This window comes from Thioclava litoralis, assembly GCF_045278885.1.
GTDB lineage: Bacteria > Pseudomonadota > Alphaproteobacteria > Rhodobacterales > Rhodobacteraceae > Thioclava > Thioclava litoralis.
In genome coordinates this window covers 2,610,604-2,631,116 of sequence record NZ_CP135443.1, presented here as the reverse complement: position 1 = coordinate 2,631,116, position 20,513 = coordinate 2,610,604, and the positions used below count along the sequence as shown (strand labels likewise).

Here is a 20,513-nt window from a genome sequence, read left to right as displayed (position 1 = left end):
ACCTGCTGCGCTCAATGGGCCGACCAGATCGCCAGCGCCACCAGCAGATAGCTTGCCAGACCCAACCCCGCACTGGGCAGGACCCACCATCCCGAAGGCAGGGTGACCGTTGCGGCATGCGCCATGCATCCCTTGATCGAAGAGACGCGGAGGAATTGCCGAAGAGCGGCTTGCGCTGGACGTTGCTGGGTATTCATGGCGCTTATCCTTTAGGTTATTTTCACCTATCCACGAATTAAGATTACCGAATGCAATTCGCATACGCAACAATATTTCACGAAAATTCTGAAAAATATCTTCGCACTCTTGCGATCCATATATCGCTTTCCGCCCGTGCTTGACGTAACATTTGCGTAACGCAGAGGTGGTTGAACAGGCACGAGACGCCGCCTATCTATTGCTGGACTAGGGAAGAGACGGGGTTGCCGAAACGGGGCCGGTTCTCTTTCGCCATATAAGGAATGACCATGACCGAAATCTCCTCGCAAACCCATCCGGTTCTGCCGCTGCGCGATATCGTTGTGTTCCCGCACATGATCGTGCCGCTGTTCGTGGGCCGCGAAAAATCGGTACGTGCGCTGGAAGAGGTGATGGCCGAGGATCGTCAGATTCTTCTGGCCAGCCAGATAGATCCCAGCGTGGATGAGCCCGATACCGATGGTATCTTCCGGACCGGCGTTCTTGCCAATGTGCTGCAACTGCTGAAATTGCCCGATGGCACCGTTAAAGTGCTGGTCGAGGGCAAGACGCGCGTGCGCATCACCGAATTTGTCGATAATGAGGATTTCTTCGAGGTCCGCGCCGAGCTTCTGGAAGAGGTGCGCGGCGACGAGGAAACCATCTCGGCGCTTCTGGGGTCGGTCGCCGAAGAATTCGAGCGTTACGCCAAGATCAAGAAGAATATCCCCGAAGAGGCGCTGACCGCCGTCTCCGACACGCGCGAGCCGGCAGAGCTGGCCGATCTTGTCTCGGGTCATCTGGGGCTGGAAGTTGGGCGCAAGCAGGAACTGCTGGAAACGCTAGACATCTCCGAGCGTCTGGAAAAGGTATATGGCCTGATGCAGGGCGAGGTTTCGGTTCTGCAGGTCGAGAAAAAGATCAAGACCCGCGTCAAGAACCAGATGGAGAAGACGCAGCGCGAATACTATCTGAATGAGCAGATGAAGGCCATTCAGAAGGAATTGGGCGATGGCGAGGACGGTCAGAACGAGATCGCCGAGCTGGAAGAGAAGATCGCCAATACAAAACTGTCGAAAGAGGCGCGCGAAAAGGCCGATGCCGAGGTCAAGAAGCTCAAGAATATGAGCCCGATGTCGGCAGAGGCGACCGTCGTGCGCAACTATCTCGACTGGATGCTGTCGATTCCGTGGGGCACCAAATCGCGCGTGAAGAAAGATCTGGGCCGCGCCGAAGAGATCCTTGATACCGATCACTACGGTCTGGAAAAGGTCAAAGAGCGGATCGTCGAATATCTCGCCGTGCAGGCGCGTTCGGCCAAGCTGAAAGGCCCGATCATGTGCCTTGTCGGCCCTCCGGGCGTGGGGAAAACCTCGCTGGGCCGGTCTGTTGCCAAGGCGACGGGGCGCGAGTTCATCCGCATCTCGCTGGGGGGCGTACGCGACGAATCCGAGATTCGTGGCCACCGCCGGACCTATATCGGCTCGATGCCGGGCAAGATCATTCAGGCGCTGAAAAAGGCCAAGACCACGAACCCGCTGATCCTCTTGGACGAGATCGACAAGATGGGGCAGGACTTCCGTGGCGATCCGGCCTCGGCTATGCTGGAAGTGCTTGACCCAGAGCAGAATTCGACCTTTGTCGACCATTACCTTGAGGTCGAATATGACCTGTCGGATGTAATGTTCCTGACCACGGCCAATAGCTATAATATGCCGGGCCCGCTTCTGGACCGGATGGAGATCATTTCGCTCTCGGGCTACACCGAGGACGAGAAGCTCGAAATCTCCAAGCGTCACCTCGTGCCGAAACAGGTGAAGGCGCATGGTCTGAAGAAGTCCGAATTCGAGATCGAGGATGAGGCGATCACCGATATCGTGCGCTATTACACGCGCGAGGCCGGTGTGCGGAACCTTGAACGCGAAGTGGCCAAAGTGGCGCGGAAAGCCGTGACCGAGATCATCAAGTCCAAGGGCGAGATCAAGCATATTGACGTGGATAGCGCGAAGCTTGGCGACTATCTGGGCGTGAAGAAATTCCGCTATGGTCTGGCCGAGAAGGAAGATCAGGTGGGCGTGGTGACCGGCCTTGCCTGGACGCAAGTGGGCGGTGATCTTCTGCATATCGAAGCGCTTCGACTGCCCGGTAAGGGCCGGATGAAGACCACTGGTAAGCTGGGCGATGTGATGAAGGAATCGATTGATGCGGCCTCCAGCTATGTCCGCTCGATCGCGCCGGAAATCGGGATCAAGCCGCCGCGTTTCGAAAAGTGGGACATCCACGTGCACGTGCCGGATGGGGCAACCCCGAAGGACGGGCCTTCGGCTGGCCTTGCCATGGTGACCTCGATTGTGTCGGTGTTGACGCAGATTCCGATCCGCAAGGATATCGCGATGACGGGCGAGGTCTCCTTGCGCGGCAATGCGATGCCGATTGGTGGCTTGAAAGAAAAGCTGCTGGCCGCTCTGCGCGGGGGCATCAAGACGGTGTTCATCCCCGAGGAGAACGAGAAGGATCTGGCCGATATTCCGGAGAATGTGAAGGAAGGCCTGAAGATCATTCCCGTGACCCATGTACGCGAGGTCTTGGAACAGGCGCTGGTGCGCAAACCCGAGCCGGTCGAATGGGATGAAGAGGCCGAAGAGGCCGCCGCAGCGGCCAAAGCGGCGGCAGCGGCCCAATCGGGGCAGGGCGCTGTGACCCATTAAGGGGCATGGTCTTTATTTGGAACGGGCGTGGGGAAACCTGCGCCCGTTCTCTTTTGTGGGGCCCTTCCGATTCGACCATAGAGCCGCTAATCTGAGGGCGCACCATCTCGCAAGAAAGGTTGTTAGAGCATGTCGTCTGATACTCCCGAGCCGGGCGCTGGCCTTGAAGCCATGCCGGTCGATACCGAGGCCGCCACCCCACCGCAGGCCCAGATTGCCTTGCGCAAGAAAGACCTGATCGAACGGGTCGTGGCGCGGAGCGGGTTGAAAAAACCGCAGGTGAAAGCGGCGATGGATGCGTTGCTGGAAGAGCTGGGGGAGGCTCTGTCGCAGGACGTGCCGCTGATCTTGCCGCCGCTTGGGAAACTGCGCGTCGCGCGGCGCGACACCAAGGGGCAGGGCGAGGTTATGGTCTTGAAATTGCGACGCAGTTCTGCCGCGCAGGGGCCGGAAACGGCTGATGAGGAAGAAGTTTAAAAAACTTCATATAGCCTCTTGCACCTGCGCGCGCGGGAGGCTAAACACCGCCTCATGGAGGGCGATTAGCTCAGTGGTAGAGCGCATCGTTCACATCGATGATGTCGGGGGTTCAAATCCCTCATCGCCCACCATCTTCCTCTATATGGAAACCTGCTTTCGGCGTGACCTGTTCCCTTAATTGGGGAAGATGCGGGTGACGGCGGCAGAATTGCGTATGCCGTCCGTTGTGATCACAGCCCCATCCGCAATCGCGTCCCAACAGGCAGCTTTGGTGGTGATGCCGCTTTCAGGCTGGCAGGCCGGATTTGCGCGCCAGTCCTGCAGCAGCAGGGCTTTGACCGCATCGTTTCGGGCCGCGACTTTCCGCAACGGCACAAGCGGACCAAGGTCAACGCCCGCCGCAAGCGCCGCGCGATAGGGCAGTTCGGCATTATAATATCGCCCATTGCCCAACTGCATCCACGGGTCAAAAGGCGCTTCATAGGCCTTACGCAGCACGAATTCCGCAATCGGCCCCTGTTCCATTTGCTTGCCCGTGCGGTTGGGATCGAGCGCCTCTATCCGGTAGACGGCATAATCCCCCTCGTCCAACCCATCGAGAAACTGCTCGACCATAACTTCGGTCACGCCCTCCACCTCATCGGCATAGACTACGCGCGGGCTGCCGCTGGAGGCCCGCATAATGCCGACCGAAGCCCATTCCGCACCCTGTGCCTGCCGCAACGTGTCGTCGAAGGCATTGAGCCCATTGCGGAAAACAAGATCCCCCGGATGCCAGTCCCAAGCGGTTTCGGCCATAATCGCCGCCCAGTCCGTTTCTTGCGCAGCAAGCGCAGAGGCGAAAGTCATCGGTAATAGAATGGCAAAAAGCGGAAAAAACCGGTTCATAAATTCTGCTCCAAATGCATTTGGGCAGATCATCGTCCTTGTCCGGTAAAGGATCAACCCTGTCCTCAGCACGATAGGTGATCCGCCTCCATCCATGCACGCGCGGCAGAGCCGCCCGAAGGCTGCGCCCCCCCCGAAGAGACCTGTCACATAGCCGTTGTTTTCGCCAGACAGGCAGAAAAACGCGTAAAATCCGTCCATCATTACGCAAAGTCATGACAGTTTTGAATCATTTGTGATCCATCTTTCCTAGCGCGATTATGGCATCATTAACCCATAATCCGATAAGGTGCCCGCGAGCGAAGACTTTCTAAACCTCCTCTCTTAAAAGGACGCAAGGAATGGTCTTATACATAAAATCCGGTACCTCATCGGAAGACATTCAGAAAATCGTCTCGGGCGCAGAACCTGGGACGGTGATCGAACTTGAGGCGGGGGAATATACCTTCACCTCGACCGTCAAGATCGAGACGGATAATGTCGTTTTGCGTGGCGCGTCGGATGGTCAGACAGTGATCACCCTTGATGCTTCCATGAAGGGCGACCCCGCATTTCAGGTTGGCGACGATCTGTTCAAAGAAGATCTCGGGCCCGATATCGGTGTGACCTCGGGGGTAAAAGGAAGCCAGAGCCTAACACTTGCCTCGACCGACGGGGTTCAGGTCGGGGATGTGCTCTGGATCGAGACCCCGAACACCGCGGCGCTTTTCGCAGAAATCGGCGACACGCAGTGGCAGAAGGACAAGCCGCTGCAGACGCAGATGGTGGTGGTCACCTCGGTTGACGGCAAGACCGTCGGGTTCGATTCCCCCCTGCAATTCGATTTCGGCAAGGCTGCCACCGCGCAGGTTGTGGACACCGTCGATAATGTCACGATCTCGAACCTGACACTGAAGGGCGATTACGGCACCTCCGATCCGACCGATTTCACCAATACGATTTCGGCGGAAGATGACGGGATGATGATCCTCGTCAACACCTCGCGCGGGTTCACTCTCGAGGATGTGTCGATGATCGAACCGGGGTCGAACGGGCTGGTTGTGGCAAAATCGATCGATGCCGATATCGACGGGCTGTCGGTCTCGGGCGCGCATAACAAAGGCGATTCCGGCAATGGCTACGGGCTGTGGATCCGCGATGTCTATGACAGCTCGTTTACCGACCTGACGATTGTCGATACGCGCCACGCGGTCCTGTTTGCGTCCTACACCTCGGCCTCGGGCAATGAGGTACAGGTCAGCTATACCAATCGCGATATCAACTTTCATGGCGGGCTGGATCAGGACAATACCATCAGCGTTGACAATTCCATCCGTGACACGTTGGCCGAACAGAAGGCGCTCGGTTTGACGCTTTTTGTCAACGAAGAGGGGGCAAGCTATGGCCCGCCGACCGAGCGCGAAGCCAATACCGTGCTTTTCACCACGGTCGAGGGCAGCGTGCGCGCCGAGGAGATCACCCTGTCGGACAAGGGCGGGCATGTGCAGATGTATGGCAGCGCCGATACCGTCACCGGCGGGGCTGGAAATGACTATATCGACATGGGGACGGGGACCGATGTGATCGTGCTTTCGGCGGGCGAGGATACGCTTCAGGGCGGATCGGGCACGGACACGCTTGTGGTCAATGGCGGCTTGGCCGATCTCAAACTGGTGCAGGAGACGGAGGGGCTGTGGCTGTACCATGCGGGCGGGCGCTCGCTGCTGGAAAAGGTCGAGGTGCTGCAAACCACCGATGGCACCTATTCGCTGTCCGATGATCTGGACTATCTGCTGAAGGCAGGGGGGTATAGCGCGACGCAGATCCCAAGCGATGCGGATGTCAGCGCCAAAGATCCCGCGCCGCAGCAGGCGGTTGTGCAGGACACGGTGCCGGTGGACGCGGTCATCGCTGACGATACCGCCCTGACGGCGCTGGTCACCGCGCCAGAAGAGATCCCAGCAGCCCCCGTCACCGCCGAGACCAGCACCGAGACAGGCACCGAGACCGGCACCAAGACCGATGTCACGCAAGCCGATGCCGATGTTCTGGGAACGGCCTCAAAGGATTCGATCTCTCTGAGCGGAGGCGACAGTATCTGTTTCTCGCTTGCGGGCAATGACACGGTCAAGGCCTCGGATGCGGGGGCCTATATCGATCTCGGGGCCGGTGCCGACAAGGGCAACGGTGCCTCGGGCGATGACACCATTCTGGGCGGCGATGGCAATGATGTGCTGCGCGGCAACAAGGGTGTGGATGTCCTTTGGGGCGGTGAGGGCAATGATACGCTGTACGGAAATAATGATGACGACCTCCTCTATGGCGGGGCCGGAAATGACAAGCTGAACGCCGGAAGCGGTTCGGCCACCTTGGAGGGCGGCACGGGGGCGGACAAGTTCATCCTGACCGATGGCGACAACCTGATCCTCGATTTTTCCTTCGAGGAAGGCGATAGCGCCTATCTCAACGGTCACAAAGCCGACGAGATTTTCAAGGCGGCGCTGCTTTGGTCCAAAGACGGGGTGGCCTCCGACATCTTCTCCTTCTCTGTCGAAGACGATGGCAGCCTGACCGTTGCCACACCGGATGCCTCGATCGAATTCAGGGGGATTACGATGGATGTCGTCTCGGAGTGGTATGACCACGGGTGAGGCGCCACGCAAAGGGGCGGACACGCCCCTTTTTCCCCACCGGCCCGTGAGCATCCGGTGACTGTCTGGTGGACTGCACTCGGCGAATAATCGCTTAGGTTGAAATCCCCCCGTGCAGCACTACCTTGGCCACGGCAAAACTCGCATTCTGTTAAAAAATAATCACGCATAGATATTCTTATTGAAAATCATCGCGCTAATATTGACGCTACGTAAGCATTGGTCGGGGTTTCAATGAAATCTCCGCGTCGCATCGGCAAGAAAGTTGCATTCAAGGATCGACTCTCCATAATTTGAATTAGCTAGATAAAGGCAGAATACGATTACGGCGAAAAATTGCCGAATGCTTCGTCCATTTACCGCCGAGCGCGGTAAATCCCCTTTAGCTTCAAATCCACAGATCGTGGTAGCCAAGGACCACATATGTTCAGAGACGATATCGTTCAGGTCGTTCTCGCCATCGACAGTAACCCGCTTCTTGCAAGAGGAATTTCCATGCTGCTTTCGGAGGAAAGCTGGCTGGAGGCGCGGTCTTTGTCTTTGCCGGGAGATTGGTCAAAACCGGAAGGGCTGAAGCGCGAGCATCTGCCCTGTCTGCCCAATGTTGTCATTCTTGATCCGTCCCAGTTTGAAATGGATGTCTCCACCATCGTGGGGCGGCTCAACGCGATCATCGGCAAGCCACCGCTCTATATTGCCTATTGCGAGGCCCCCGATGACGATCTGATCGAGAATTTCTTCGATGTCGGATTTCGCGGCATCATCTCGAAACATCTCAATCTGGAAGCCGTGAAAGTGGCGGTGGCCTCGGTCTGCCACGGCTTCATCCATCTGGAAGAGACCTTTGCCCGCGAGGTGCTGGCAAAGGGGCGAGAGGTCGGGCCGCCCGTATCGGGCCGCGGCGGCAGATCCGACCCTCCGCAGCCGATCTTACTTGAGAAAGACGGGGGCGATCTGGCCGAAAGGATGAAAGACCGGCTGACGGACCGCGAAGCTTTCGTCGTGCAATCCATCGCCTTGGGCAAGAGCATGAAGGAGATTGCCCGAGAGCTCGACCTGTCCTCGAAAACCATTGAAACCTACAAGGCACGCGCGGCCAACAAACTGCAGCTGAAATCCCGAAGCCAGATCGTCGACTATGCGATGCGCAACGGTCTCGTTTAAGACTATCCACCTGATTTTATGACGAAACGAGCAGCCGAGAGGCTGCTTTTTTAATGCGCGTCTCCCAGCGGAAAATCCCCTACGACCCCGAGGTTCCGCCTGTAGGAAACCGATCAGTTCAGCGGCTCTTTTCCTGACAAGAATAGGCTTTTTTACGGACTATTTTTTCTTCCGCAGCGGCGCAAATCTTAACTTGTCATTAACGAAATTGATGGTCGGCCTCCCCGCCGATCTGTCTGGCCGAAGACCGGAACCGGCATGGCATTCGGTTTTCCTCCAAGGGCAGACACGGCTTGTAAGCTTGATGAAAGGAATGGGTATGGCGAATATCGCTGTGATCGGAATTGGATATGTCGGGGCTGTTTCGGCAGCATGTCTGGCACGGGACGGGCATGTTGTGGTGGCCGTGGATGTCGATCCGGGCAAGGTGGCGGCCATCAATGCAGGCAAGTCCCCGATTGTCGAAAAGGGCCTGCCCGAACTCATCGCGCAGACCGTGGCCGAGGGTAAGCTGAGCGCGACCACCGATATCGCCGAAGCCGTCGCCAGAACCGAGGCCTGTTTCGTCTGCGTGGGCACCCCCTCGGCGCCGGATGGCTCTATCGGGCTCGATTACGTCAAATCCGCCTGTGCCCAGCTCGGGCAGGCCATCGCCCATGAGCGCAAATGGTATTCGGTGATCATGCGCTCGACCATTGTGCCCGGATCGATGGAAACCACCTGTATTCCGATGCTGGAATCCGCCTCTGGCCTGACTGCGGGGGATGCCTTTGGGGTTGGCTATTACCCTGAATTCCTTCGCGAATCTACCGCTATCGAGGATCACAAAGAGCCGGGTCTGATTGTCTTCGGCTCGCTTGATGCGCTGACCGGCGATTTCCTGACCGAGCTGAACAAGAACACCATCGGCAAAATCCATTCGGTCGATCTGCGCACCGCAGAGATGGTCAAATACACCTCGAACAGCTGGCGCGCCGTCAAGGTGACCTATGCCAACGAGATCGGCAATATCGCCAAGGCCTCGGGGATTGATGGCCAGCTTGTGATGCGGATCCTGTGCTCGGATAACAAGGCCGCCATGTCGCCCTATTTCATGCGTCCGGGCTTTGCCTTTGGCGGGTCCTGCCTGCCCAAGGACGTGCGTGCACTGCGCGCACTGGGCGATCAGCATGCCGTCGAGACCCCGCTTCTGGACGCGGTTCTGGTGGCCAATGACGAACAGATCGCCCGCGCCGAGAAGATGCTGGAGGAGGGCGGCCATAGCCGGATCGGCATGGTCGGGATTTCGTTCAAACCGGGCACCGATGATCTGCGCGAAAGCCCGCTGGCCACATTGGCCGCACGGCTGATCGAAAAGGGCCGCGAGATCAAGGTCTATGATCCCTATGTCAACGAAGCCTATTCCAATGACCATTCCGCCGCAGGGCGGGGCAATGATTACGGCATCGAATTGCGCGACCGTCTGGTGCCCTCGATCGAGGAACTGCTGGCGGAGACCGATGTGATTTTGGTCGGCAACAGCTATGCCGAGACGCTCGAACCGCTGACCCGCGCGATGGACCGCCCGATCATCGATCTGACGCGGATCTCTCCCGAAGCCCGCTCGAATGGCGTCTATGAAGGGATCTGCTGGTAACATGCAACGGATCGCTGCGCATTTTCTTTATCTCGCGGTCATGGTCTGGCTTATGACCCTGGTGGCCAGCGCCGACCTTCAGGCCGTCTCGAAAGGGCTGCTGGTGATCGGCGTCATCGGGATCTGGCGCTATAGCTGGGCCGCGTTGAACTTCACCCGCGCAGCGATCTATCTCAACTATGCCTTTCCGCGCCTGCGCGCCCGTGCCGAGCAGGCCTATGCCGCCCGTCCCGCACCGGCCCATGCATGGTTTCTGGTGACCTCCTTCAAGATCGAACCCGAGGTCACCGTGCCGGTCTACCGCTCCATCTTCCGCGCGGCTGCGGCATCGCGCGGCGGCGCCTCGGTGGTGGTTTCGGTGGTGGATCTGGCCGATCAGGCGCTGATCCAGCGGGTCTACGACACGATGCCGGTTGCTATGGGCAATGTCGCGCTGCTGATCGACCGTATTCCGGGCACCGGCAAGCGCGACGCGCTGGCGCGGTCGTACCGGCTGATTGCGCGCCAGCACCCGACACGCCACGATATCGTGGTGGTGGTCGATGGCGATACCTGCGTGCCCGAAGATATCGTCGAGACCTCGGCCCCGTTTTTCACCGATCCACGGGTGGGCGCGGTCACCACCGACGAGATTGCCGAAACCCCCGAACCCGGCCTGTTCCGTGACTGGTATAACCTGCGCTTCTCGCAACGTCAGATGATGATGTCCTCGCAAGGGCTTGCGGGCCGCGTGCTGACCCTTACGGGACGGATGTCGGTTTTCCGCGCCGATCTTCTGATCGAGCCCAGCTTCATTGCTCAGGTGCAATCGGACCATGTCGAGCACTGGCGGCTGGGGCGCGTGAAATTCCTGACCGGCGATGACAAATCGACCTGGTTCTGGCTGCTGTCGCATGGCTATCTGATGCGCTATCTGCCCGATGTCGCCTCTGTCTCGATGGAAAGCCAGCCTAAACCCGGCTTCATGGACAGCGCGATAACCCTGATGACGCGCTGGTTCGGCAATATGCTGCGCACCAATGGCCGCGCCTTGGCACTGCCGCTGCGTGTGACGGGGCTTTACACATTCTGGGCGCTTCTCGACCAGCGCATGGGGATATGGACAACGCTTGCGGGGCCGATCTCGGTGCTCTTCGGCACGGTCTTCGTCAGCCCGATGGTGCTGCCCGCCTATATCGCGTGGATCCTGTTCACCCGCTACATCTTCTGCTGGATCCTGTCGCTGGTCCGCAAACCGGGCTTTCCGATCACCTATCCCTTCCTGCTGTATTTCAGCCAGATCGTCGGGGCCTCGGTCAAAAGCTTCATCCTGTTCCGCATCGACCGCCAGAAATGGACCCGCCAGCCGGGCGGTGCGAAAGGCAAACTCAAACCCACCCCCAGACAGAGACTGCGCGCATGGTCCTCGACCTATGCCCATGCGCTTGCACTTGGCTGGCTGGCTCTGGCGACGCTGATTGCCTCCGGTTCTCTGTGACCCGCCAGAATCTGCCCGACCCGAAGATCACGCCCCCTTTTTCGCGCCAACTCAAGGAGCCTTTCCCCGATGTCCACGATGGCCGATCCGCATAGATCCAACCTGACCACCCGAACCGCCCAAAGCGCCTTTCCGCCCCCCGACCTCACCCCCGATCTGGCGCTGCCGGGCGATCACCCGCTGCTGGAACTGCCCTTTTCCGCCGAAATCGACGGACGCCAGTTTCTAGGCCAGTCCATCTCGCTGATGCGCGCCAAACTCGGCGGTCTGGCCGACCCCCATATCGTGGGCGAACAACGCCTGCTGCGCGTGATCTTCCCCTTCGAGGGGTTCAACCTGACCCTGCCGATCCCTGCGCTGGTAACCGATATCGACCCCGGAAAGGGCACCATCGCGGTTGATTTCATCGACCCTTCCGGCAGCCATCTGCCACAGCTCCGCCATGTGCTGAACAGCTATATCGCGGGGGATGTGATCTCGCTCGGGCGGGTGCTGGGCGTGGCCTTGCAACCGATGCAGGTCGCCGGTGCCAAAGGCCATGCCGCCGCAACCGGCGGGACGGGCCTCGGGCGGCGTCTGGTCAATGGCACGCTGATGCTGCTGGCCACGGCCCTTCTGGTCGGAGGCGGGGCATGGCTCCTGCGCGAGCGCCTGTTCACCCTTGCCATTCCCGCCCCCGCACAGGCGCTTGCCGCAGGGCCGCAACTGAACGCCATCAGCGCAGGCCAGATCGACTATATCGACCCCAGCGCGCAGATGGGCGAGGTCGCGTTCTCGATCCGCTCGACCACCGGCCAGACCCTTGCGGTCGCTATGCCCTGCGACTGTAACGCGCGCTCTGTCGGGCCGCAGCTTGGGGCCACCGTGCAGGAAGGCCAGCCGGTGTTCCAGCTCTCGGAGGCGGACGCCCCTGTTGTGCTGAAAGCCAATATCGCCTCCGACCAGCTTTATGCGCTGGCGCAGGCCCGCGAGATTACCGCGCAATTTCCGGACGGGACGCGCATCGCGACCCATGCCGATGCCGCCTCTCTGGCTGCGGCGGCCGCCCTTGGTGCCAACCGTCAGGTTAGCGTGGATCTTGTGCCCCAGACACCGCTGCCTGCTGACCGCGAAGGTCAGTTGGCCCAGTTGACCATTCACCGCGCCACACCGCTCGACAGCCTGGTTGATCAGTTCACGCGTAAATCTGTATCGGAGGAGTAATTATGTATAATGCAATCCGACCGACCGTTCTTTGTGGCGGCATGGGATCCCGTCTTTGGCCGATGTCCCGCGTCGAACAGCCCAAACAGTTCCAGTCCGTCAACGGGCGCGGAGGGGCCACCTTCTTTCAGGAAACCGTGCAGCGCCATACCGGCAAGGAATTCGGCGACCCGATCGTGGTGACCAACGCGCGCCAGACCGCGATTGTCAAACGCCAGTTGCGCGACATCCAGAAGACCGGCCAGATCATCGGGGAACCGATGGGCCGCAACACCGGACCGGCAGTGCTGGCGGCGGCCCTTTATTCCCTGCGCGACGACAGGGATGCCAAGCTGCTGGTGCTGCCCTCGGATCATATCATCTCGGGCGATATCAACACCATCATCACCGCCATGCTGCCCGCCGCAGAGGCCGGACAGATCATTACCTTCGGCGTGATCCCCACCTATGCCGAAACGGGCTATGGCTATATTACCGACGGTGGGGCCTATGACCATTTCAGCGGCCTGCACCGTGTGCTGCGCTTCGTCGAGAAGCCTCCGGCGGAGGTGGCGCTGAAGATGCTCGAGGACGGGCAATCCTACTGGGCCTCGGGCATCTCGATGCTGCGCGCCGATCTTCTGGTCGAGGAATTTGCCAAATTCGATCCCCAGACACTGGCCGCCGTATCGGACGCGCTGGCCCATGCCTCCGAGGACCAGCTCGGGGCCAGCGTGCTGGAGGAAAACGCCTTTGGCAAAGCCGCCAACGAGCCGACCGAGCGGCTGATTTTCGAACGCTCGGAACATATCTCGCTGGCGCCGCTGCCGGGGATCGACTGGAATGATGTCGGCGCTTGGAATTCGGTCCATTCGATTTCCGACCAGAAGGAAAACGGCAATGTCACCTTTGGCGATGTTGTCACCCATGACACCGCCAATTCGCTGATCCGTTCCGAAGACCGGCTGGTGGCGGTGATCGGTCTGGATGATGTGATCGTGGTGGACACGCCCGATGCGCTGCTGCTGGCCAATCGCGAACGCTCGCAGGATGTCAAACTGGTGGTCGAACAGCTCAAGAAAAACAAGCGCAACGAGGTCATCAGCCACCGCCTGCGCGATGTGACATGGGGCCAGAGCGAGACATTGCGCAGTCAGGGTGATTGCGAGATGGAAATGATGCGGGTGGAAAGCGGTGCCAAGCTGACGGTGAATGGCACGGGCGAGGGCCGCTCGATCCTGACCATGATCTCGGGGCAGGGCGAGTGCACGCTGCCCGAAGGCGAACGCACGTTGTTCGAGGGGTGCTCGATCATGATCGATGCCGATTACGCCATGCCGGTCAGCAATATCTCGGGCCGTGCGATCATCATGCTGCATGTCAAGCTGACCGAGCTCGAGAAGGTCCGGCAGGCGGCACTGGCCGAAACCCGCACCGAGGATGCGATCCGCAAACTTGTCGCCTTGGAGGAAGAGGTGGCGCAGGTCACGCTGGCCGCCAATGTCGCCGATATCCGCTGAACGGAGCCTGCATCCATGATCCGCCTCCCGCGCCCGCGATCCGCCCGTCCCGCTTGTCCGCCCCGGCACTTCTGGCCCAAGACCCTGCCGCTGGCCACTGCCGTGGCTTTGTGGGGGCTCGGGGGGGCGCAGCTCTCCGCTCAGGATATGACGGTCGGCAAGGGGGCCTTACGGCTCGGGGGGCTGGCCGCACCAAGCTCGTTGCTGCGGCACGCCCCCACGGCCATGCCCGCCCCGCAGCGCGGGCGCGCGGGGCTGTCGCTGGACAGCCATGACGGGCTTGGCGGGCTTGGCGGGCTTGGGCAGGCGGCCCAAGACGCAGACCCGACCCTTCTTTATGCCGCCTTCCGCAAGGAGATCGGCGCACCCCTCATTCCGCAGGCAGAGGCCGCCTCACAGGCAGAGGCCGTTCCAGCCCCGGCTGTGGCGCTCCAACGGCCCTCCGCGAAAGCGGAGCTGAGCGAAGGCTCGCTGAACACCGCTTTGACATGGCTTGCCGTGATGGCAGGGCCGTCGAATTTCGCCCCGATCATGGCCGCCCGCGCGGGAGAGGATACGGCGATCTATATCACTGGCGGCACGGCCGATCTGGCAACGCTTGCCAAAGCGGGCCTGCCGGGGCTTTACGCGGTCGAGGACGGGGTGGTTGTCGAACGTCCGCTGGTGTTGTGGAACGACGCCGCGCTGCGGATGGAACCGGGCGAGACGCTTTATCTGTCACGCGCAGCCGGAGCCTTCGTGCTGGCCTTCGGAACGCTGGAATTGCAGGGCGCCACCATTGCCAGCACCCGACCGGTCAATCCCCATCTGGCCAGCTATGAACCCTTCGTGACGGTTGCAGGGCAGGGTGTGCTGCTGGCCGAGCATGCGGCCTTTATCGGGCTGGGGGCGCAGGGCAGCACCAATGGCACAGGCAGCGTTGGCACAACGGGCATGGGCGCGATGGCCGGCCTGTCGATCAGCTCCGGCCTTCTCTACCATGCCGAAGAGACCTCGCGCATCAGCGAGAGCCAGTTTCTGGATGTCGCGGAATTGCGCGTCGAAGGGGTGGACGGGTTTTCCCTGACCGATAGCCAGTTCGAAGGCCGCACCCGCGAAGGGGTCGTTTTGCGCAATCTGGCCAAGGCAGAGATCCGCAATGTCGCGTTCCGCACCACCGGCAGCGCCTCGGCGCTGGAGCTTGCGGGGCTGCGCCAGAGCCGGATCGAGCAGAACAGCTTTGCCGCCGGATCGGGGGGGATTCTGGTCAGCGGCGGATCACAGGCCCTACGGCTGCGCCAGAACATGCTGTTGAAGCCCCTCGCCACCGGCCTTGAAATCCGCGACAGCCGCTGTGTGCTGGTCGAGCAAAATCTGGTGGTAGGGGCCGGAACCACGGCCCTGCGCCTCAACCATGCCGATGCGGTCACAATCCACCAGAACGGTTTCCTGCAGGCCCGCACCGCAGCGGTCGAGCTGGTGGATATGGCGGCGGGGGGGCTGTCGCTTTCGGACAATCTGATGGCTCATAACCGCGAGGGCCTGCGCGGGGATCGGCCTGCGCGCCTGCATCTGCAGGGCAACCGGCTGGCGGCGCAATTTCCCCGCCTGATGAGCGGCCCCGTTGCCAGCCAGCAGCCCGCGTGGCTGGCGGCGCAAAAGGCCCATACCGCACTTTCTCTCACCACGCCGACAGCGGCGCCATCTGTCGCGCCCAGCTGCGAAGGGATCTGATCTATGGTCTTTGCCTCCGAAACGTTTCTGTTTCTGTTTCTGCCGCTGTTCCTGCTGGCCTATTTCCTGACACCGCGCCGCGGCAAGAACCTGACCATCCTGCTGGGCAGCTATCTGTTCTACGCATGGTGGCGGATCGATTTTCTGGGCCTTCTCGTGGCAACCACCGTGTTCACATGGGTCTGTGGCCGTGGCATCGCGGCGCATCTGGGCCGTCGGCGCGGCAAAGCATGGCTGGTGGCGGGGCTTGGCGGCAATCTCGCGGTGCTGGGCACGTTCAAATATCTGGGCTTCTTCATGGACAGCCTTGCCGCCGCCTTCGGTACCACGCCCGACCAACTCGGCTTTCACTGGCAGATCATCCTGCCCATCGGCGTCAGCTTCTATGTCTTCCAGTCGATTTCCTATCTTGTCGATGTCTGGCGCAAGGATGCGCCCGCCGATACCGGACTGATCGATTTTGCCGCCTTCATCGCGTTGTTCCCGCAGCTGATCGCCGGACCGATCCTGCGCTTCAAGGATCTGGCCGACCAGTTCCGCGACCGTCGCTCGACGCCCGAAATGGTGGCCGACGGCTTTGCCCGCTTTACCATCGGGCTGGCGAAAAAAGTGCTGCTGGCCGATGCCATCGCGCCTCTGGCCGATCTGGCCTTCACCACTGCCGATCCGGCGAGCCCCGTGGCGTGGCTTGGGGCGGTTGCCTATATGCTGCAGCTTTATTTCGACTTCTCGGGCTATTCCGATATGGCCATCGGTCTGGGCATGATCATGGGGTTCCGCTTTACCGAGAACTTCAACACCCCCTATGTCTCGCGCTCGATCACCGAATTCTGGCGGCGCTGGCATATCTCGCTTTCGGTCTGGCTGCGCGATTATCTCTATATCCCGCTGGGCGGAAACCGCTTTGGTACGGCGCGGACCTATTTCAACCTCTGGATCGTCATGGTGCTGGGCGGGTTGTGGCACGGGGCAAACTGGACCTTCGTGATCTGGGGCGCATGGCATGGCACATGGCTGGCGCTGGAGCGGGCAAAAATCGTGCCGCAGGGCAACGGGGCGCTGTCGGTGCTGCGCACACTGCTGACGGTGCTGGTCGGCTGGGTCTTCTTCCGTGCCGCCGATCTCGATCAGGCGCTCGGGGTGCTGGCGGGCATGGCAGGGCTGAACGGCACCGCCATTCCGTTCGACATCGCCGTGCAGATCCGCAACGAGGCACTGGTTTTCCTTGCCCTGGCCATCATGGTCGCAGCCCTCGAACCCCGCCTGAAGGATCTGGTTCGCCAGTGGCGGGCACAGGACATCTCAAGCGGCACCGCCGCGGGTCTTGCGGGGACAGATAGCGGGGCCTCCGGTATGGCCTCCGTCATGGCCCCCACACGCAGCGCCACGGCGGCAGCGAGCTCTCTGGCGGGGTCTCTGGCACTGGCGCTGTTGTTCACCGCCTGTGTTTTGCGGATCTCCGAGGCCGCCTTCACGCCCTTCCTGTATTTCCAGTTCTAAGAGGGTGCCATGATCTCCACCACCATCCGCCTTGTCTTTCCCGCAGCTGTTCTGGCCTATGCCGCCTATGGTATTGTCGGTGCCCTTCCGGCGCTGGACAGAACCACACAGGACCACCGCTGGACGCTGGCCGACTGGATGCAGGGCCGCGCCAGCGCCACCATCAACGACACATGGCGCGCCGCGCTGCCGCATCACGATTTTGCCGCAGGGGTCGTGGGGGCCGGACGCTGGCTTGCGCTGAAAGAAGGGCGCAAGGGCGTGGTTTCGGGCCGCAATGGCTGGCTGTTCACGCAAGAAGAAGCCCGCAAGATGGACGAGCCGATGGAGGCCGTCTTTGCCCGCACCGAGATCCTGCGCGAGACTCTGGCCGATAAGGGCATCGATCTGGTGGTGGTGCCGCTGGCGGGCAAGGCCGATATCTATCGCAACGAACTGGGCGGCAGCGGAATGGCCCGCGATCTGGAAGAACGCTACGCGACCTTCTTCGCAGGGCTTCAGGCGATGGGCATCAAAGTGGTCGACAGCCGCAGCGCCTTGCTGGATGCCGCCCGCCACGCGCAGGTGTTCTATAGCTCCGACACCCATTGGACACGTGCAGGCGCCGCCGCAGTGGCCGAGGCCGTCGCGCAGGTGGTGCCACAAGGATCGGCCAGCGTGAGCGCACAAGAGGAACCCTTGCAGCAATTCCACGGCGATCTGACGAAATTCATCACCTCGGCGGAATGGACCCAGCGGGTCGGGCTGCCGGAGGAAACCGCAAGGCCCTTCGTGACGCAGGTCGCGGAGAACGGGGACGATCTGTTCGACACGCTGCTGGGGCCTGCCTCTGTCGAGACGGTGCTGGTTGGCACGTCCTATTCGGCCAATCCCAATTGGTCCTTCGCGGAAAGCCTCAAGCTGGATCTGCATCAGGATGTGCTGAATTACGCCAAAGAGGGACAGGGGCCCGTCAAACCCTTCCTGGAAATGCTGGCCGATCAGGCCTTCCAGCTTTCGCCCCCCAAACAGGTGATCTGGGAAGTGCCCGTGCGCTATCTGGCCGACCCCGACATCTGGACCGCCCCCGAAAACCTGCAGGACGCGCCGCTTCTGGCCGGCCAGCGCGCCGCGATGGTGCTGGCGCATATCGGGGCCGACCAGTCGCCCGTGCGCAGTGCCGATCTCGCGCTGACCTATCCTGCCCGTTTCGCCGATCTGGGCGCGGGGCCGGACCTGCCGAAAGGACCGATATTCAATGACAAATAATCCCCGTCTGCATCCCGAAGTGACCACTCATGGACAGGACTGCCCGTCAGTGCAGATGGAACATGCCCGGCTAAAGCCACGGAGGTATCCGTATGGTCTTCGCTCACCGTCGGGTATGGTGCTTCTCCTCGTCGGTGCGGTGCTGGGCCTCGGCCTTGCACCGGCTGGCGGGGAGAGCATTCGATCCCCGTTCGGGGTCTCCGCCACGCGCCAGTTGCCCAGCGCGCAGTTGCGCCATACCCGCCGCGCGATGATCGAGGACCGTCCGGTGACCATCAACCGCCTGCGTGCGCTGGCGGATGCGGGCGACGGGCTGGCGGCCTTCAACTTTGCCAAGATCCTCGAAGCCGAGGACCGGACCGACCTGCGCGCAGATATCGCGCATTACTACGCGATTGCGGTGCATACGGGGCGCGTTTTTGCAGTCAACCGCCTGATCGAGACCACCGATCGCGGTCTGGCCGAGGGGGCCTTCGAGGGAGCGGCGACGCGGCTGAGACAGATCGGGCAGGCGCTGGAATTTGCCGCGGTTCATGGCAATGCCAATGCCGCCTCGCGCGTGGCGGAGGCGTGGCGGACAGGCGATCTCTTCGGCACGCAGGATGCGGAAAAAGCCACCGAATTTGGGCAGCTCGCGATTGCCAATGGCAACCTCAATCTGGCGTCCCAGATGATCGTCGAGAGGGCAAAAGCCAAGGATAGCGACGGGTTACAACAGGTTCTCGAGTTGGTTGGTCAGAATGCAAATATTGGAATGCTTGCCTTGGGGCAAAATGTTGTGCGCTTGGAAACTGACAGGAATTGAGAGGCAACACGCATGAAGGCTGACAGAAAGACCAGCGGATGCAGATGGGGACTGGCTGTGGCGCTTGCGGTCTGGGCGGCACCGGCTTTAGCCCGCGATGTTTCCGAATTCGGATGCTACGGGCTGAAGGAAGAGGCCGTTGTACCCGCGATGGAGGGCAAGGACGGGGTGTTCTACCGTCTGGCCACGGATCTGACCTTGGGGCAGGATCTTTCGCCCGCCGCCGTCGAGGCCGTGGCGCGTCTGTCCGCCGCTCTCGAAGAGGCGGGCACGACGCTGATTTTCGCGCCTGTGCCGACCAAGGCTGAGGCCATGCCCGAAGCCCTTCCCGATGATCTGAGCGCCTTGGAATACGATTGGGCCAGCGCGCAGCAGGAATACCGCCAGTCGATCCGCGCGCTACGGGCGCGGGGGGTGATCACCGCCGATCTGCTGCACGGGATGCTGGAGGATATCGGCCCCGAGGATGTGGCGCGATATGGCACGGGGCAGGTGCCGCTTTTCTTCCGCTCCGATTATCACTGGACATCCGAAGGTGCGCGCCGCGCGGCCCGCCAGATTGCTGGCCAGATGCGCCAGCAAGCCAACTATGACGCCCTGCCGAAAACCACTTTCGAGACCGTGTCGATCGGCGCGCGCGAGGGGTTCTCGACCATGCGCCGCACCATGCAGATGCGCTGCCGTCAGGCGCTGCCCGAGGTCGAGACGATGGGGTTTGACACCACCCCCGTGGCCGACCCGTCGCAAACGGCCGACGAGCCTCTGGATATTTTCGCCGATGCCGACGAGCAGGTACCGGTCGTGCTGCTGGGCACCTCTTTTTCGGACAATCCCACCAATAATTTCGCAGGCTGGATCGAACAGTATAGCGATCTTGAGGTGCTGAATTATGCCGTCACCGGCGGCGGGCAGTTCGGCGCGCTGCTATCTTACCTGACCAGCGATGACTATGCCCGCCAGCGTCCCGCCTTCATCGTGTGGGAAAGCCCGATCTATGCCGATATCATGCAGTTCGGCTCCGGCCCGATGGAGGAACTGGTGGCAGCAGCGGATGCCAAATCCTGCAGCCACAAGCTGGTCTTGCACGATGTCGACGGCACGCTTGAGGCCCAGCTGAACGGGTCCACCTTCGGCACATCCGATGCCATTTTCGCCCGCTTCGGTGATGAGGGCCCGCGCAAGGCAACCTTCGTGCTGCGCACCGAAAGCGGCATCGAACGGCAATACCATTTCCGGCGCGGCGACCGCCTGCGGGCCACCGGAAATTTCTGGCTCAGCCTCGCTCCCTATTCGCAAACCCCGCTCAATTCGGTGCGGGTCACCTTTGACCGCCCCGTCAATAACGGCTCGTCCCTATCCCTGTGCTTCGATATCGGAGAATGACC

15 protein-coding genes and 1 tRNA gene are annotated in these 20,513 nt (G+C 61.0%); 14 read left to right on the top strand and 2 right to left on the bottom strand.

Going from position 1 to position 20,513, the window contains the following annotated elements; genetic code table 11:
- Positions 1-11 precede the first annotated feature (11 nt).
- Positions 12-197 carry a hypothetical protein gene (locus RPE78_RS12975; protein ID WP_339107342.1) on the bottom strand — a complete coding sequence of 62 codons (186 nt, stop codon included), beginning with the start codon at positions 195-197 and terminating at the stop codon, positions 12-14.
- A gap of 270 nt (positions 198-467) precedes the next feature.
- Here RPE78_RS12975 and lon point away from each other — a divergent pair, with 270 nt between their 5' ends.
- The 3 genes from lon (at position 468) to RPE78_RS12960 (ending at position 3,496) form a co-directional block, all read left to right on the top strand.
- Complete coding sequence (gene lon, locus RPE78_RS12970) at positions 468-2,885, top strand: endopeptidase La (protein WP_406720791.1); 2,418 nt, start codon at positions 468-470, stop codon at positions 2,883-2,885.
- A 129-nt stretch (positions 2,886-3,014) separates the two neighbouring features.
- Complete coding sequence (locus RPE78_RS12965; protein WP_339107340.1) at positions 3,015-3,362, top strand: HU family DNA-binding protein; 348 nt, start codon at positions 3,015-3,017, stop codon at positions 3,360-3,362.
- Positions 3,363-3,421: 59 nt separating this feature from the next.
- Positions 3,422-3,496: transfer RNA gene (locus tag RPE78_RS12960), tRNA-Val, on the top strand.
- Between the two features lie 43 nt (positions 3,497-3,539).
- Here the strand turns inward: RPE78_RS12960 and RPE78_RS12955 are convergent.
- Positions 3,540-4,253 carry a peptidoglycan peptidase gene (locus RPE78_RS12955; protein ID WP_406720790.1) on the bottom strand — a complete coding sequence of 238 codons (714 nt, stop codon included), beginning with the start codon at positions 4,251-4,253 and terminating at the stop codon, positions 3,540-3,542.
- Positions 4,254-4,594: 341 nt separating this feature from the next.
- Here RPE78_RS12955 and RPE78_RS12950 point away from each other — a divergent pair, with 341 nt between their 5' ends.
- From RPE78_RS12950 to RPE78_RS12900, 11 genes are all read left to right on the top strand, one after another.
- On the top strand, positions 4,595-6,883 hold the full coding sequence (locus RPE78_RS12950) for a calcium-binding protein (protein WP_406720789.1): 2,289 nt from the start codon (positions 4,595-4,597) through the stop codon (positions 6,881-6,883).
- Between the two features lie 423 nt (positions 6,884-7,306).
- On the top strand, positions 7,307-8,047 hold the full coding sequence (locus RPE78_RS12945) for a response regulator transcription factor (protein ID WP_339107337.1): 741 nt from the start codon (positions 7,307-7,309) through the stop codon (positions 8,045-8,047).
- Positions 8,048-8,366: 319 nt separating this feature from the next.
- Positions 8,367-9,683 (top strand): nucleotide sugar dehydrogenase, encoded by a 1,317-nt coding sequence (locus RPE78_RS12940; protein WP_406720788.1) that lies wholly within the window; start codon positions 8,367-8,369, stop codon positions 9,681-9,683.
- Position 9,684: 1 nt separating this feature from the next.
- Positions 9,685-11,160, top strand: a complete 1,476-nt coding sequence (locus RPE78_RS12935; protein ID WP_406720787.1) for a glycosyltransferase — start codon at positions 9,685-9,687, stop codon at positions 11,158-11,160.
- A 69-nt stretch (positions 11,161-11,229) separates the two neighbouring features.
- On the top strand, positions 11,230-12,363 hold the full coding sequence (locus RPE78_RS12930; RefSeq protein ID WP_406720786.1) for a hypothetical protein: 1,134 nt from the start codon (positions 11,230-11,232) through the stop codon (positions 12,361-12,363).
- A gap of 2 nt (positions 12,364-12,365) precedes the next feature.
- Positions 12,366-13,862, top strand: coding sequence for a mannose-1-phosphate guanylyltransferase (locus RPE78_RS12925; RefSeq protein ID WP_406720785.1), 1,497 nt, complete (start codon positions 12,366-12,368; stop codon positions 13,860-13,862).
- A 15-nt stretch (positions 13,863-13,877) separates the two neighbouring features.
- The gene (locus RPE78_RS12920; protein ID WP_406720784.1) at positions 13,878-15,575 is read left to right on the top strand and encodes a right-handed parallel beta-helix repeat-containing protein; all 1,698 of its coding nucleotides are present in this window, start codon (positions 13,878-13,880) and stop codon (positions 15,573-15,575) included.
- 3 nt (positions 15,576-15,578) lie between these two features.
- Positions 15,579-17,075 (top strand): MBOAT family O-acyltransferase, encoded by a 1,497-nt coding sequence (locus RPE78_RS12915; protein ID WP_406720783.1) that lies wholly within the window; start codon positions 15,579-15,581, stop codon positions 17,073-17,075.
- A gap of 9 nt (positions 17,076-17,084) precedes the next feature.
- Positions 17,085-18,323, top strand: a complete 1,239-nt coding sequence (locus RPE78_RS12910; protein ID WP_406720782.1) for a hypothetical protein — start codon at positions 17,085-17,087, stop codon at positions 18,321-18,323.
- Positions 18,324-18,438: 115 nt separating this feature from the next.
- Positions 18,439-19,128, top strand: coding sequence for a hypothetical protein (locus RPE78_RS12905; RefSeq protein WP_406720781.1), 690 nt, complete (start codon positions 18,439-18,441; stop codon positions 19,126-19,128).
- Between the two features lie 12 nt (positions 19,129-19,140).
- The gene (locus RPE78_RS12900) at positions 19,141-20,511 is read left to right on the top strand and encodes a hypothetical protein (RefSeq protein ID WP_406720780.1); all 1,371 of its coding nucleotides are present in this window, start codon (positions 19,141-19,143) and stop codon (positions 20,509-20,511) included.
- Positions 20,512-20,513 lie beyond the last annotated feature (2 nt).

What these genes read in the sequence shown, in the direction of transcription:
- RPE78_RS12975 (WP_339107342.1), bottom strand. Translation starts at nt 197, where the DNA reads ATGAATACCCAGCAACGTCCAGCGCAAGCCGCTCTTCGGCAATTCCTC.
- lon (WP_406720791.1), top strand. Translation starts at nt 468, where the DNA reads ATGACCGAAATCTCCTCGCAAACCCATCCGGTTCTGCCGCTGCGCGAT.
- RPE78_RS12965 (WP_339107340.1), top strand. Translation starts at nt 3,015, where the DNA reads ATGTCGTCTGATACTCCCGAGCCGGGCGCTGGCCTTGAAGCCATGCCG.
- RPE78_RS12955 (WP_406720790.1), bottom strand. Translation starts at nt 4,253, where the DNA reads ATGAACCGGTTTTTTCCGCTTTTTGCCATTCTATTACCGATGACTTTC.
- RPE78_RS12950 (WP_406720789.1), top strand. Translation starts at nt 4,595, where the DNA reads ATGGTCTTATACATAAAATCCGGTACCTCATCGGAAGACATTCAGAAA.
- RPE78_RS12945 (WP_339107337.1), top strand. Translation starts at nt 7,307, where the DNA reads ATGTTCAGAGACGATATCGTTCAGGTCGTTCTCGCCATCGACAGTAAC.
- RPE78_RS12940 (WP_406720788.1), top strand. Translation starts at nt 8,367, where the DNA reads ATGGCGAATATCGCTGTGATCGGAATTGGATATGTCGGGGCTGTTTCG.
- RPE78_RS12935 (WP_406720787.1), top strand. Translation starts at nt 9,685, where the DNA reads ATGCAACGGATCGCTGCGCATTTTCTTTATCTCGCGGTCATGGTCTGG.
- RPE78_RS12930 (WP_406720786.1), top strand. Translation starts at nt 11,230, where the DNA reads ATGTCCACGATGGCCGATCCGCATAGATCCAACCTGACCACCCGAACC.
- RPE78_RS12925 (WP_406720785.1), top strand. Translation starts at nt 12,366, where the DNA reads ATGTATAATGCAATCCGACCGACCGTTCTTTGTGGCGGCATGGGATCC.
- RPE78_RS12920 (WP_406720784.1), top strand. Translation starts at nt 13,878, where the DNA reads ATGATCCGCCTCCCGCGCCCGCGATCCGCCCGTCCCGCTTGTCCGCCC.
- RPE78_RS12915 (WP_406720783.1), top strand. Translation starts at nt 15,579, where the DNA reads ATGGTCTTTGCCTCCGAAACGTTTCTGTTTCTGTTTCTGCCGCTGTTC.
- RPE78_RS12910 (WP_406720782.1), top strand. Translation starts at nt 17,085, where the DNA reads ATGATCTCCACCACCATCCGCCTTGTCTTTCCCGCAGCTGTTCTGGCC.
- RPE78_RS12905 (WP_406720781.1), top strand. Translation starts at nt 18,439, where the DNA reads ATGGTGCTTCTCCTCGTCGGTGCGGTGCTGGGCCTCGGCCTTGCACCG.
- RPE78_RS12900 (WP_406720780.1), top strand. Translation starts at nt 19,141, where the DNA reads ATGAAGGCTGACAGAAAGACCAGCGGATGCAGATGGGGACTGGCTGTG.